The sequence below is a fragment of the Kribbella sp. DT2 genome, from assembly GCF_049844575.1.
GTDB lineage: Bacteria > Actinomycetota > Actinomycetes > Propionibacteriales > Kribbellaceae > Kribbella.
On record NZ_JBNCLH010000013.1, the window covers coordinates 86,053 to 98,641 of the forward strand.

The 12,589-nt window shown below is 70.3% G+C and carries 13 protein-coding genes; 6 read left to right on the forward strand and 7 right to left on the reverse strand.

Annotated elements, in window-relative coordinates:
- Positions 1 to 46 precede the first annotated feature (46 nt).
- Together ACLQ2O_RS38475 and ACLQ2O_RS38480 are read left to right on the forward strand one after the other, a co-directional pair.
- Entirely contained in the window at positions 47 to 520 is a 474-nt protein-coding gene (locus ACLQ2O_RS38475; protein WP_425842413.1) for a hypothetical protein, read from the forward strand.
- Positions 474 to 1,049, forward strand: a complete 576-nt coding sequence (locus ACLQ2O_RS38480) for a nicotinamidase (protein ID WP_425842414.1) — start codon at positions 474 to 476, stop codon at positions 1,047 to 1,049. The genes ACLQ2O_RS38475 and ACLQ2O_RS38480 overlap by 47 nt, the downstream gene beginning before the upstream one ends.
- On the opposite strand, the gene ACLQ2O_RS38485 is transcribed toward ACLQ2O_RS38480, so the two are convergent.
- The 4 genes from ACLQ2O_RS38485 to ACLQ2O_RS38500 all read right to left on the reverse strand — a co-directional run bounded on the left by ACLQ2O_RS38485 (position 1,042) and on the right by ACLQ2O_RS38500 (position 5,106).
- The gene (locus ACLQ2O_RS38485) at positions 1,042 to 2,577 is read right to left on the reverse strand and encodes an AbgT family transporter (protein ID WP_425842415.1); all 1,536 of its coding nucleotides are present in this window, start codon (positions 2,575 to 2,577) and stop codon (positions 1,042 to 1,044) included. The genes ACLQ2O_RS38480 and ACLQ2O_RS38485 overlap by 8 nt on opposite strands.
- A gap of 1 nt (position 2,578) precedes the next feature.
- Positions 2,579 to 3,550 carry an alpha/beta hydrolase family esterase gene (locus ACLQ2O_RS38490; RefSeq protein ID WP_425842416.1) on the reverse strand — a complete coding sequence of 324 codons (972 nt, stop codon included), beginning with the start codon at positions 3,548 to 3,550 and terminating at the stop codon, positions 2,579 to 2,581.
- A 117-nt stretch (positions 3,551 to 3,667) separates the two neighbouring features.
- Positions 3,668 to 4,417 carry a creatininase family protein gene (locus ACLQ2O_RS38495; protein WP_425842417.1) on the reverse strand — a complete coding sequence of 250 codons (750 nt, stop codon included), beginning with the start codon at positions 4,415 to 4,417 and terminating at the stop codon, positions 3,668 to 3,670.
- Positions 4,414 to 5,106 (reverse strand): FadR/GntR family transcriptional regulator, encoded by a 693-nt coding sequence (locus tag ACLQ2O_RS38500; protein WP_425842418.1) that lies wholly within the window; start codon positions 5,104 to 5,106, stop codon positions 4,414 to 4,416. Before ACLQ2O_RS38500 ends, ACLQ2O_RS38495 begins: the two co-directional genes overlap by 4 nt.
- Before the next feature lie 124 nt (positions 5,107 to 5,230).
- On the opposite strand from ACLQ2O_RS38500, the gene ACLQ2O_RS38505 reads away from it, so the two are divergent.
- Positions 5,231 to 6,733, forward strand: coding sequence for a M1 family metallopeptidase (locus ACLQ2O_RS38505; RefSeq protein WP_425842419.1), 1,503 nt, complete (start codon positions 5,231 to 5,233; stop codon positions 6,731 to 6,733).
- Here the strand turns inward: ACLQ2O_RS38505 and ACLQ2O_RS38510 are convergent.
- On the reverse strand, positions 6,709 to 7,251 hold the full coding sequence (locus tag ACLQ2O_RS38510; protein ID WP_425842420.1) for a hypothetical protein: 543 nt from the start codon (positions 7,249 to 7,251) through the stop codon (positions 6,709 to 6,711). The genes ACLQ2O_RS38505 and ACLQ2O_RS38510 overlap by 25 nt on opposite strands.
- Between ACLQ2O_RS38510 and ACLQ2O_RS38515 the strand changes: the two genes are divergently transcribed.
- Complete coding sequence (locus ACLQ2O_RS38515) at positions 7,196 to 8,140, forward strand: quinone oxidoreductase family protein (RefSeq protein WP_425842421.1); 945 nt, start codon at positions 7,196 to 7,198, stop codon at positions 8,138 to 8,140. The genes ACLQ2O_RS38510 and ACLQ2O_RS38515 overlap by 56 nt on opposite strands.
- Before the next feature lie 6 nt (positions 8,141 to 8,146).
- Here ACLQ2O_RS38515 and ACLQ2O_RS38520 read toward each other — a convergent pair whose 3' ends face one another.
- Positions 8,147 to 10,009 (reverse strand): bifunctional metallophosphatase/5'-nucleotidase, encoded by a 1,863-nt coding sequence (locus tag ACLQ2O_RS38520; RefSeq protein WP_425842422.1) that lies wholly within the window; start codon positions 10,007 to 10,009, stop codon positions 8,147 to 8,149.
- A 103-nt stretch (positions 10,010 to 10,112) separates the two neighbouring features.
- Here ACLQ2O_RS38520 and ACLQ2O_RS38525 point away from each other — a divergent pair, with 103 nt between their 5' ends.
- Complete coding sequence (locus ACLQ2O_RS38525; RefSeq protein ID WP_425842423.1) at positions 10,113 to 10,895, forward strand: polysaccharide deacetylase family protein; 783 nt, start codon at positions 10,113 to 10,115, stop codon at positions 10,893 to 10,895.
- Here ACLQ2O_RS38525 and ACLQ2O_RS38530 read toward each other — a convergent pair whose 3' ends face one another.
- Positions 10,896 to 11,522 carry a hypothetical protein gene (locus ACLQ2O_RS38530; protein ID WP_425842424.1) on the reverse strand — a complete coding sequence of 209 codons (627 nt, stop codon included), beginning with the start codon at positions 11,520 to 11,522 and terminating at the stop codon, positions 10,896 to 10,898.
- Between the two features lie 97 nt (positions 11,523 to 11,619).
- Here ACLQ2O_RS38530 and ACLQ2O_RS38535 point away from each other — a divergent pair, with 97 nt between their 5' ends.
- The gene (locus ACLQ2O_RS38535) at positions 11,620 to 12,567 is read left to right on the forward strand and encodes a phosphotransferase (protein ID WP_425842425.1); all 948 of its coding nucleotides are present in this window, start codon (positions 11,620 to 11,622) and stop codon (positions 12,565 to 12,567) included.
- Positions 12,568 to 12,589: the final 22 nt, after the last annotated feature.

The window sequence follows — 12,589 nt, forward strand, 5'->3', positions numbered from 1 at the left end:
GCCCTGTCCGGTCCTAGCCGCACACCGAACGAAGGAGAGATTCCCGATGACCCGCGCCATCCGCCTGCTGCTCGGCTTCCTGTTCCTCGAGGTGCTCACGATCGGCGTCTGGAACACCGTCGCCCCGAGGAGCTTCTACCTCGACCTCCCCACCGTCGACATCAACCCGCCGTACAGCGAGCACTTCGCCCGCGACCTCGGCGCGACGATGCTCGGCCTGGCGATCGTGATGGGGTTCGCGCTGGTCCGGCCGCGGGCCCACCACCTGATCCCGGCCGGGCTGGCCTACAGCGCGTTCGCGATCCCGCACTTCTTCTTCCACGTCACGAACATGGAGAACGCGACCGTCGGGCAGGCGGTCCTGCTCACCACCGGCAACGCCGTCTTCGCCGTACTGGGCCTGCTCGTGCTCCTCCTCACCGCGATCCGGGACCGCGGCTTGTACCGTGGAGGCAGGAGAGAGGAGTCCCGCGATGACACGGGCGCTGATCGTGGTCGACGTGCAGAACGACTTCTGTGAGGGCGGCAGCCTGGCCGTCGCCGGGGGCGCGGACGTCGCGTTCCGGATCGGGCAGCTGCTGAACGACTGGCACCAGGCCGACCCGAACGACCGGCAGTACGGGTACGTGGTCGCCACCCGCGACCACCACATCGAGCCGGGCGACCACTTCTCCGACACGCCCGACTTCGTGAGCTCCTGGCCCAAGCACTGCGTGGCCGGCACCGACGGCGTCGGCTTCCACCCGAACCTGGACCCCCAGCCGTTCGACGCGATCTTCGACAAGGGCGAGTACGCCGCGGCGTACTCGGGCTTCGAGGGCAAGTCGCACGACGGGGAGGGCCTGGCCGCCTGGCTGCGGGACAAGGGCGTCACCGAGGTCGACGTCTGCGGGATCGCGACCGACTACTGCGTCCGCGCGACTGCCCTGGACGCGCACGGCGAGGGCTTCACGACGACGGTGCTGACCGGGCTCACCGCAGGGGTGGCTCCGGCCAGCACCGAACAGACTCTGGTCGAGCTGCGCGCGGCAGGGGTCGCGCTTACCTGACCGGCGCTCCGGGGCCGAGCGGGATGCCGAGCGCCCACCAGGCCAGGAAGAGCAGCGTCCAGGCGATCGTCATCGCGACCGCCAGCGGCACCGTGTACGACGCGAGCGTGCCGACGCCGGCGTCCTTGCGGTAGCGCTGCAGGAACCCGAGCGCCATCACGAAGTACGGGCTCATCGGCGTGATCGCCGTCGATCCCGAGTCCGCGATCCGGAACAGCGCCTGGGTGGTCTCGGCCGGGACGTTCAGCAGCAGCATCATCGGCACCAGGATCGGCGCGGTCAGCGCCCACATCGCCGAGCCGCTGGTGACCAGGATGTTGATCAGCGTCAGCAGCACCAGGATGCCGAGGAAGATCACCACCGTCGGCGCCCCGATCTCCCCCAGCCAGCGGGCCGACTCGGCCGACAGCAGGTCGCCGATCTTGCTCCAGCTGAAGTAGGCCAGGAACTGGGCGATCGCGAAGAACAGCACCAGCACCGGCGCCATCTGCTTGATGCCCTCGGCCATCAGCTTCGGCACGTCACCGCCGGTCTTGATCGTGCCGACGGTCACGCCGTACGTGATGCCGACCAGGCCGAACAGGATCGCCACCACCATCGCGATCCCGTCCAGGAACGGCGACTCGACGATGCTGCCGTTCTCACCGCGCAACGGGGAGTTGTGCGGCAGCAGGATCGCGACGATCGCGACCGCCGCGAGCAGGAACACCAGGCCGGCCCGGCGCAGGCCGGTCCGCTCGCGGTCGGACAGGTGCAGCGCGTCCGGCTCGTCGCCCGGCGCGTCCGGATCCGCGTCGAGATCGGTCCGCTTGCTCAGCACCAGCCGGACCACCAGCGTGATCACCAGTGACAGCAGGATCGACGAGGCGATGTTGAAGAACCAGTTCGACAGCGGCGAGATCGACGCGTTCGGGTCGACGGTCTTGGCGGCCGCCTCGGTGATGCCGGCGAAGATCGCGTCGTTCGGCGTCGGGATCGGGCTGGCGTCGTACCCGGAGGCGATCGCGGTGTAGGCCACCACGATGCCGAGGATCGGCGACCGGCCGACGGCCCGGAAGGCCAGCCCGCCGAGCGGCACCAGGATGATGTACGCCGCGGCCGACGCGACGTGCGACATGGTGCCGGCGAAGGCGACCGCGAAGACCACCATCGAGGTCGGGACCCGCGAGACGCTGACCTTCATCACCGACTGCAGGAACCCGGTCCGCTCGGCCAGCGCGACGCCCATGATCACCACGACGATGGTCGCCATCGGCGGGAACTCGGCGAAGTTCGAGATCGCCGTCGAGACCGCCATCTGCAGGCCGTCACCGGACAGCAGGTTCTGCACCGCGACGGTCTTGCCGTCCTTCGGCGAGATCACCGACACGTCCAGCACGGACAGGATCCAGCTCACCACCGCGAGGATCGCGGACAGGATCCAGAACAGCCAGAACGGGTGCGGCAGCGCGTTGCCCGCCCTCTCGATCACTGCCATCGCCCTCACCAGGCGCGGCAGTTCCTTGGTCTCCTCGGTCGCCGTGCTCATGTCAGCTCCTCAGCTTGTGCGCGCGGAAGAACGAACCGATCAGCTCGTGCGCCTCGAAGGTCTGCGTGACGTAGCCCGGACCGGACGCCGCGTCCGACCCCGGCCAGCTGTGCCCGCCGTCGGTCACGGCGACGTGCACGACGTCGGCCTTGCAGCCCTTGTACGTCGCGGTCAGGACGTCATCGCCCTTGGTGGTCAGCCGCGGCTCCGGGTCGCAGTGGTCGCGGACGGCCCAGTCGCGGACCCAGGTCTGCACGCTCGGCAGGTCGCGCGACCCGTCGCCGCCGTACGGGATGGTGGTGTCGCCGGTGCCGTGGATCGCGAGCACCGGGACCGGGCGGCTGGGGGCGCAGCGGTCGCCCTCGATGTAGAACGCGCCGGAGACCGGGGCGATCGCGGCGAAGCGGTCGGCCATCGTGCAGGCCAGGATGCCGGTGAAGCCGGCGCCGTTGGACTTGCCGGTCGCGTAGACCGCGTTCTGGTCGACGCAGTACGTCGCCTCCAGACTGTCCAGCAGGTCGGCGGTGAACTTCACGTCGTCGACACCGGCCTTCGAGTACGGCGCGCCCTGCCAGGCCTGCTTGTCCTCGTCGCCGAGCACACCGTTGGGGTAGGCAACGATCGCGTCGAGCTTCGACAGGTCCGAGAAGGCCTCGGTGAACTCACCGGTCTTGCCGCGGCCGTGGTAGACGACGATCAGCTGCTGCGCCTTGCGTGCGTCGTACTTGGCGGGCAGGTGCAGGCGGTAGGTGCGCTCGATGCCGCCGCTGACCAGCGTGTGGTCGGCGCCGGTCCCGGGCTTCTGCGTCGTTTGCTTGAAGCAACCAGTACTGCGGTCGGCCACGCTGTCCTGCTGCTCCTGCGTGGTCCCGGCCGCCGGGGCGGCGGTGGCCGGAACCAACGGTGAACTGGCCACGGCGGTCACCAGGCCGGCCGTGACCAGGCCGGCAAGAGCAAGGCGATGGAGTCTCATCAGGGGTGCCTCCTCGGGCGTGCGGCCTGCGGGCGGGCAGGCTCGCGCCTGGAACGCATCGGGCGTGTCCAGTGAGTGGGGAAACGATCGGTCGCAGCGGCGCTGGACCGGGTGGGGTCAGGCCGAGAGGAGCTCGTCGGCGAAGGCTGCGATCCGGTCGGCGGCCGTCTCGACCAGGAGACGACCCTGCTCAGCGGTGGCGCGTCGGGGGTCTCCCAGGACGCCACGCTTGTGGTACACGTCGAACCCGACCGACATCCGTGGTCCCCGCTTGGTGCGGGACAGGCGGGCCGGGGTGCTCAGTTCGTCGAACGTCAGCGCGCCCGGCTCCAGGTCCTCGGAGTGGACCAGTTCGGGCGCGAGGTACAGCATCTGCGCGGTCTCCGCCTCGCCGGCGTGACCGTGCACCTCGCTGACGTCGGTGATCAGGTCGGAGACGATCTCGGTCAGCGGGGTCCAGGCGAACGTGAGGTCGCTGCGCACGTACTCCTGGGCGAGCACCGACAGCGCGGCGTTGTTGCCGCCGTGCCCGGTGACGACCAGGAACTGCCGCCAGCCGTGCTGGTGCAGGCTGTCCACCAGCTCCCGGACGACGGACGCGAAGGTTGCCGGGGACAACGTCATGGTGCCGGCGAAGGCCATGTGGTGCGGCGAGACGCCGTACGGCAACGGCGGCGCGACCACGGCCCGGCCGGCCAGGCGCTCGGCGACCAGGTCGGCGACGCCGACGGCGCGCACCGTGTCGGTCGCCATCGCCATGCCGCCGCCGTGCTGCTCCTGGGCGCCGACCGGGATGATCACCAGCGGCGCCGTACGGACGGCGTCCTTGGCCTGGTCGGTGGTCATTTCAGCAAGGCGGTTGATCATGACTGCTCCGGGAAGCTTGACGCCTTGACGGCGGCGCGGATGTTGTCGAGGTGTTCGCGGGTGAGGCGCTCGGCCTCGGCGGCGTCCTGCGCCCGGACGGCGTCCAGGATCGCGCGGTGCTCCTCGTGGTCACGTTTGCGGTTGTCGTACAGCTGCCGGATCTGCTGCTGCTCGCGCACGCGGACCTTCAGCAGCGACGTCAGCACCTCCTCCAGCAGCGGGTTGCCCGAGGCGGCGGCCAGTTCGACGTGGAAGTTCAGCGCGAACGCCGGTCCGCCGGGCGGCACGAGAGCGTTCGTCACGGCGGCTTCGAGTCGTTCCAGGTTTTCCGCGCCGCGCGCCAGCGCCGACTGGTGGGCGACCGCCGGCTCGATCACCAGACGGGCGCCGATCAGCTGCAGCACCGACTCCTTGGTGATCGGCGGGCGGTGCGGGTTGGCCAGGACGACGTTGTTGATGGTCGGTCCGACGTACGTGCCGGAACCGTGCCGGAACTCGACCGCGCCGGTCGCCTCCAGCTTGCGCAGCGCCTCGCGGATGGTCGGCGTGGTCAGCTCGAACCGCTTCGCCAGCTCCCGGGCGGACGGGATCGCGTCCCCGGGACCGAGGTCCTGGTCCCGGATGATGCCCAGGATCGCCTCGGTCAGGCGATCGGACAGGCTCGGAGTCTCCGCGGCTGAGTAAGTCACAAAGTGACTAAATCACTTAGCCTTTCGGCCCGTCAAGACCTCGGCGGCCTACGACTTCCGTAGGGGCCGGGGTGTCGCCCACCGGATGATGTGGAGCCGGGTCCGGGTCCGGCAGGGTGGGGACATGCCCACCCCGTACCGCACCACCAAGTTGCTGGCAGCAACGATTGGCCTCGGTCTGAGCCTCACCCTGACCGCCACCACCGCGCCGGCCGCCACCTCCTCCGAGCACTTCACCCCCGGCGCACGCAGTGCCGGCGACCGGCTCTTCCCGACGCTCGGCAACGGTGGTTACGACGTCCAGGACTACGACCTCAGCCTGCGCTACCAGCCCGACCGTCCGACGATGGCGGCATCGGTCACCGTGCGTGCACTCGCCACCCAGGCGCTGTCGGAGTTCAGCCTGGACTCGGTCGGCCAGCAGGTCACCGCGGTCCGCGTCGACGGCCGGAGCGTTCCGTTCCGGCTGGACGCCAAGGCCGAGAAGCTGATCGTCACCGCGACCGTCCGCGACCGGCACCTCTTCACGGTCGACGTCGAGTACGTCACCGACCGTTCCAAGAACCCGGCACCTCCCGGAACCACCCTGCCGCCGGGCGTCGACTGGCCGATCAAGTACTGGGGAGACACCCCCGACGGCTTCGCGGTGATGGGCCAGCCGGACCGTTCGCATCTGTTCTTCCCGGGCAACGACCACCCCAGCGACAAGGCCCGCTACACCGTCCGGCTGACCGCCCCGGACGACCGCACAGCCTTGTCGGCCGGCCGCCTGCTGGCGAAGTACACGCACAACGATGAGACCACCTGGGTCTACCGGACGGCGCACCCGATCAAGCCCGACATCCTGCCGCTCGCGGTCGGGCGGTTCCGGGAGATCAAGCAGACCGGGCCGCACGGTCTGCCGATCCGCAGCTACGTCACGCTGCAGAAGGCCCCCGACGGGCAGAGCGTCACCGACGCGATGGAGCTGACCGCCCGCGAGACGCCCGCCCAGCTCGCCTGGCTGGAGCAGAAGCTCGGCCGCCGCTTCCCGTTCGAGCGGTACGGCGTGGTCGGCGTACCGAGCGGCTACAACGGCGTCGCCCTGGAGACCGCCACCCTGTCGACCTTCGGCGGCGCGCTCGCCCTGCCGCCGAAGAACGAGGCACCGACGCTCCTGCACGAGATGGCGCACCAGTACTTCGGTGACGCGGTCGCCGTCCGGAGCTGGGACGACATGTGGATCAGCGAAGGCCACGCGCGGTACTACGAGCGCAAGTACGCCGACGAGCGCGGCTTCATCGACCTCACCAGCGAACTGAAGAAGACCTACGCGACCGACCAGACCCAGCGCGACGAGCTCGGCCCCGCCGGCCGGCTGAAGAACGCCGGGTCGGTCGTGTTCGACACCGACGTCCCCGGTCAGCTCCTGCTCACCGGCCTGAACACTCTTGTCGGTGAGAGCACCTTCCGCCGGATCGAGCAGACCTTCTACGACCGGTACCGCGACGGGGTCGCCTCCACGGCCGACTACGTTGCCGTTGCCAACCAGGTCTCCGGGCGCGACCTCACGGCGTACTTCGACAGCTGGCTGTACTCCCCGACCACACCGCCGATGCCCGGTCACCCCGACTGGCGCAGCTCCTGAGTCAGGCCTGTCGCTGTTGCCTGCAGCAACCTTGTGAGGCGGGGCTCGAAGTCGAGGGCGACATGGGCCCAGCGCGGTTCCTGCCGGTAGAGCTCGGCGAGGGTCTCGGTCGGGTGGGCGAGCTGCCAGAAGTTGGCGGTCATCCCGAGCGCGGCGGCGATCAGGTCGTGGAGTTGCTCGGCGGTCAAGGTGCCGCAGGCCACGAGCAGGTCCACGATCTCGTCGTACGCCGCGAAGGAGTTGGTCTTGTAGCGCCGGGCCCGCTCGAGGTCGACCTCGCCCTCCAGACCGAGCGGCACGTGGGTCAGCAGGTCGCAGAACAGTGGTTGGGCGGCAAGGGTCGTAGCGAGCAGTGCGGCCAGTTCGCGCGGCGGAAGCTCACGGACACCGGCGACGCGGATCGCCAGGAGCTCACGCCACCGACCCCAGCCACGCTCGGCGAGCTCGAGCAGGAGCTCCTCCTTGCTCGCGAAGTACCGGCGTACGGCGGACGGATGCAGGCCGGCCGCCTCGGTCACCGCGGCGAGCCGGGCGGCGATCGACGTCACCCACGCGGCCGTCGGGCTGATCGACGTCTACCTGCGGCAGGGCCGCCTGAAGGACCGGCCGGGCCTGCCGCAGCCGCCGTACGTCCCGGGTCTGGAGGTCGCCGGCGCCGTGCGCGCGCTCGGCGACGGCGTCACCGGCTTCCGGGTCGGCGAGCCGGTCTTCAGCGTCTCCGGCAGCGGCCCGGCCGGAGGCTACGCGTCGGTCGACGTCGTCCCCGCGGCCACTACCGTCAGTCTCGAAGGCACCGACGTCGACCCCGCCCTGGCGGTCGCCGCCATCCCGAACGCCGTCACCGCTCAGCTCGCCCTGACCCGCGTCGCCCACTTCCAGCCCGGCGAACGCCTGCTGGTCCTCGGTGCGAACGGGGGCCTGGCCTCGGTCTTCCCCGGCATCGCTCGCCTGCTCGGTGCCGAGGCCGTGGTCGGCACCTCCCGCACGGGGACCACCGACAGCGACCTCCCGTACGACCAGGTGGTCGGTGACATCGCCGCCCTCGGCGACCAGCGGTTCGACGTGGTCGTCGATCCGGTCGGCGGTCGGCTCCGGAGCGACAGCCTGCAGGTGATGGCGCCGATGGGCCGCATGCTGCTGGTCGGCAACGGCAGCGACGACTGGAGCCACACCGTGTCCACCAACGACCTGTGGATCGGCAACCTCGCCCTGCTCGGCTTCAACGTCGGCGCCTACCTCCCGGGTCATCCCGAAGCGATCGCTCCCGCCGCCGAGTTCGCCCTCCGCGCAGCGCGGGAGGGCCTGCTCCCGCTGAAGACGCAGACGCTCCCGCTCAGCGAGGCGGCCGAGGCCCACCGCCGCCTGGAGAAGGGCGGCGTGGGCGGCCGCATCCTGCTGACGCCGTGAGCGGGCTCAGGCGGTGACGACGATCGGGGCGCCGTTCGAGACCAGCGACCAGTCCGTCGTCGCGAACGCCGCCGGGTCGACCGAGCCGGTCGCGGTGACGTAGTCGATCATCAGCTGCCGGATCTCGACCTGCTGGTTGTACAGCACCGGAGCCTTCGACACGTGCGGGAAGTTGCCGCCGCCCGACTGCCGGTAGTTGTTGACGGCAACGACGAACTCCTGGTCCGCGGCCACCGGCGCGCCGTCGTACGAGAGTCCGGTGATCCGCGAGCCGACCGGCTTGGCGAGGTCGATCTTGTAGACCAGCGGCTTGGTGAGCCCGCCGAGGATGTCGTAGTTGTAGTCCGGCGTCCCGGTCGGCGCGGTCGGGGTCGGCGCGTTCGTCACCTGGTCGGGCGTGAACGGTCCGGTCCCGCTGACCTGCTTGAAGTACTGCGCGCTGAACTCCAGGTACTCCTGAACCTGCACGCCCGTCATCTTCACCGCCAGCAGCGTGTTGTCGAAGATGTACAGCCCGGCGACATCCCGCACCGACACGTCCCCGGCCGGGATCGCGGCAGCCCGGTTGAACGGCGCCGCGATCGCGAGCACCGGCAGCGTCGCCTCCGGCGTACCGGCGATCGCCTTGCTCACCGCGTCGGCCTGGACGAAGTTCACGAAGTCGAGCGCGGCGGTGTCCTCCCAGGGCGCCGTCGCGGCCGACATCGCCGTCGTACAGGTGCCGATCTTGGAGTTGACGTACTCGACCACCTGGTCGTGGTCCTTCTGCAGCAGCCGGACCACCTTCGGGTCGGCCTCGACCGTGTTCGCGTTGAGCACCTGGCTGTGCCGCGCGACGACCTTCCACCGGCCGCGCTGCTGCTGCAGGTCGAGGTCGATCTGCGCCAGCCGCATACCCCACTTGAGCGGCTCGACCAGCACGACCTGCTCGCCGGTCTGCTGGTTCGTGACGAAACGCTCGGGGATCTCCTGGTGCGCGTGCCCGACCAGTACGGCGTCGATGCCCGGGACCTGCTCGGCCATCGGGCCGGCCGCGTTCTCCGGCACCGGCAGCGCGTCGCCGTACGACGAACTGAGGTCGATCCCGCTGTGCGCGGACACGATCACGAGGTCGGCGCCCGCACGGCGGACCCGCGGCACCCAGTACTTGGCCAGCTCGACGATGCCGCCGAACTTGATCTTGTTCTCGACCGTCGCCTTGTCCCAGATCGCGATGCCCGGGTTGGTCAGGCCGAGGATGCCGACGGTGATCGGCCGGCCGGCGCCCGGGACGTGCACCCGCTTCAGCACGTACGGCGGGAAGACGGGCAGCCCGGTCGTCCAGTCCTGCGCGTTCGCGCCGAGCAGCGGGAACTTCAGCTGCCGCTGGAACTTGCGCAGGATGTCGAGGCCGTAGTTGAACTCGTGGTTGCCGAGCGCCGCGGCGTCGTACCCGATCGCGTTCATCGCGGCGGCCATCGGGTGGACGTGACCCCCCGTGATGGGCTCGATCTTCGCGTAGTAGTACGCCAGCGGCGTGCCCTGGATGGTGTCGCCGGCGTCCAGCAGCAGCGGGGCCGGGCGGCGCCGGTCCTTGGCGATCTCGGCGCGGGCCGCCTTGACCAGCGTGGAGACCTTCGCGAGACCGATGTCGTTGTGCGCCGTGTCGTCGTACTCGGCGTTCTTGAAGTAGTCCCAGTTGAAGACGTTGCCGTGCAGGTCCGTGGTCCCGAGCACGCTGAGGCGCACGGTCTTCTGGCCGTGCCCGCCGCCGTGGGGCTGCCCGGCGTACGCCGGGGCCGCCTGGTACCCCGCAGCCACCAGTGCGGTCGCCGCCGCGCCCGAGATCATCGTGCGCCTGCCCATCGTCCGGTCACCGTTGTCCGTCATCTCTCCGCCTCACGCGTCGTTGGTCACACCCCGCGCCACGATACGGGCGACACGCGCCGTGATGTCGCCGGGATGGCCCGGGGCCTGCGAGAGGATGCCGCTCATGCCCGTGTCGCCGCCCGGCAAGCTTCTGCTCGCTGCCGCTGTTCTCCTCGGGGCCGCCCTCGCCCAGGCCGCCCAGCCCGCCGACCACCCGTCCGCCGTCACCAGCCCGCCGCTGCGGACGGTCGCGGCCCACGGTCCGCTCGCCGTCCACCTGCCGGCGGCGAAGCCTGGCGCGAAGAAACCGCAGGTGACGCGGAAGAACCAGCGCACCGCCGCCCCGTCGGCGAACTGGAACCTGCAGGCCGGCGGCAAGGTGCTGTACCTGACCTTCGACGACGGGCCGCAGCCTGTCTACACGCCGAAAGTTCTCGCCGTACTGGCGAAGCACCACGCGCGAGCGACGTTCTTCGTCCTGGGTCGTGAGGCCGCGGCCCACCCCGCGCTGGTCGAGACCACCCGGCGGGCCGGCCACCGGATCGGCAACCACACGTGGGACCACCCGATGCTCACCAAGCTGTCCCCGGTGCGGCTGCGCCAGGAGATCTCCACCGGCGTGAAGTCGAAGTGCTTCCGCCCGCCGTTCCGCGACACGAACGCCCACGTCGCGGCGGTCGCCGGCGAGTACCACCAGCACCAGGTGCTGTGGGACGTCGACACCAGGGACTGGGAGAAGCCCGGCGTGTCCCGCATCGAGCGCGCCCTGATCCGCGGCGCCCGTCCCGGCGCGATCTTCCTCATGCACGACGGCGGCGGCAACCGCGCGCAGACCGTCGCGGCGCTCGACCAGGCCCTCACCAAGCTGTCGGCGCAGGGCTACGCCTTCCGCTCGCTGCCCTGCTGATCACTTGAGGACGGCGGTCTTCCCGCCCGAGTAGTGCTGGAGCGCCTGGTCGATCAGGTGCACCGGCTGGTCGAGCGCGTTCACCGGAAACATCCCGGTCGGCTTGAGCAACGGATGCGGCTTCACCACAGCCCGCACCGCCGGCTGATCCAACCCGCGCACTCCCCCCGTCGTGGCCCCCACGCCACGCTGTAGCCGCAGCTCCAGCACGTACTGCCCGAAGATCTTCACCTGCTGGAACCCCCGCACCGCCTCCCACGGCAGCATCACCGCGTACGACGCCCCTTCGCACGCCAGCTCCAGCGCCTTCGGCGACATCCGCATCGCCACCAGCTGCAGCTCGTTGGCCGCGAACCACCTCTCGCGCTCCTTCACCAGCCGCAACGCCAGCACCGCACTGGCCACCAGCGGCCCCATGCTCGCGATCAGCAGCACCATGAACGGCCACATCCCCGACCCCTGGAACATCACCAGCGCGTACACCGCCACCCCGATGCCCAAGGCCCCGATCCCGCCCGTCACCCAGGCCCCCCGCCGCAACCCGGCCCGCACCAACCCTCGCCGCCGCTCCACCGCACCCCGATCGATGCCGACCACAAACGTCTGCACCGGAACCTGCTCGCTCATCCCCCTAGCCTCCCAGCCAGACGGCCCACTCGCCTCTCGACACCTCCCACCACCGAACTGTGCCGAGGTGGCCCGTGGGATGTGCTTGGCTGGACGCATGCGTGAGCCGCCGGACTTCCTCTCGGCCGAGGCTGTCCTCGACGCCGTCCGAACGCACTGGCCGATCGCCGTCGACACGATCGAGCACCTGCCGGTCGGTTTCGGAGCGCATCACTGGCGCGTCTCGTCGGCCGGGTCACCACGACTCTTCGTCACGCTCGATCGCCTCGGACTCCGCCGTACGGCGGAGTCGCTGGAGGCTGCCTACACCGCGGCGAACGAGCTGGCCGCGGCAGGGCTCGAGTTCGTTGCGGCATCTGTGCCTGACCGCCAGGGCCGCTGCACGGTTCCACTGGCGGGCGGCAGCGTGAGCTGCGTGCCGTGGACGGAGGGGAGCCCAGCCGGCTCAGGCCCCATCGGCAGTGACGACTTGGCCCGGCAGAACGCCGAGGCACTCGCTCGGCTGCACGCCACAGCCCCTCCCGTGGGCATCCCGAACTGGCGGCCCCGGGTCGGAAGCGATTTCGGGAGCTCCTTGGCCGAACAGTTGCAGGATCCGTGGGAGACCGGTCCGTACGGCGAACGTGCCCGGACCAGTCTGGCCCAACGGATCGAGGCGATCCGGGGCTGGACGGAGGCCTACCACGAGCTGGGCCGTCGTGCGGCCGACCGCCCGTGGGTGCCGACGCACGGTGAGTCGCACACCGCCAACCAGCTCCTGACCGATCGGGGACTCGTCTTCGTCGACTGGGAGTCGCTGGCCGTGGCACCGCGGGAGCGTGACCTCGTCACGCTGGTCAACTCCGGCTACGTCGACCTGGCCGCGCCGGACTGGGAGATGATCGAGCTGTTCGACCTGGAGTGGCGGCTGAGCGAGGTCGCGGAGTACGCGGACTGGTTCGGCCGTCCGCACACCGGGACAGCCAGCGACCGAGCCGCCTTCGACAACCTCGTCATGGAGCTGGAACGTCCCGGCTGGACACGTCCCGACGACCGGACGCACTAGACCAGCTTTGCTGACGGGCTTG

Excerpts from the sequence above, each read along its gene's own strand:
- ACLQ2O_RS38520 (WP_425842422.1), bottom strand. The coding sequence starts at position 10,009 with ATGACGGACAACGGTGACCGGACGATGGGCAGGCGCACGATGATCTCG.
- ACLQ2O_RS38535 (WP_425842425.1), top strand. The coding sequence starts at position 11,620 with ATGCGTGAGCCGCCGGACTTCCTCTCGGCCGAGGCTGTCCTCGACGCC.
- ACLQ2O_RS38490 (WP_425842416.1), bottom strand. The coding sequence starts at position 3,550 with ATGAGACTCCATCGCCTTGCTCTTGCCGGCCTGGTCACGGCCGGCCTG.
- ACLQ2O_RS38485 (WP_425842415.1), bottom strand. The coding sequence starts at position 2,577 with ATGAGCACGGCGACCGAGGAGACCAAGGAACTGCCGCGCCTGGTGAGG.
- ACLQ2O_RS38530 (WP_425842424.1), bottom strand. The coding sequence starts at position 11,522 with ATGAGCGAGCAGGTTCCGGTGCAGACGTTTGTGGTCGGCATCGATCGG.
- ACLQ2O_RS38475 (WP_425842413.1), top strand. The coding sequence starts at position 47 with ATGACCCGCGCCATCCGCCTGCTGCTCGGCTTCCTGTTCCTCGAGGTG.
- ACLQ2O_RS38495 (WP_425842417.1), bottom strand. The coding sequence starts at position 4,417 with ATGATCAACCGCCTTGCTGAAATGACCACCGACCAGGCCAAGGACGCC.
- ACLQ2O_RS38525 (WP_425842423.1), top strand. The coding sequence starts at position 10,113 with ATGCCCGTGTCGCCGCCCGGCAAGCTTCTGCTCGCTGCCGCTGTTCTC.
- ACLQ2O_RS38480 (WP_425842414.1), top strand. The coding sequence starts at position 474 with ATGACACGGGCGCTGATCGTGGTCGACGTGCAGAACGACTTCTGTGAG.
- ACLQ2O_RS38505 (WP_425842419.1), top strand. The coding sequence starts at position 5,231 with ATGCCCACCCCGTACCGCACCACCAAGTTGCTGGCAGCAACGATTGGC.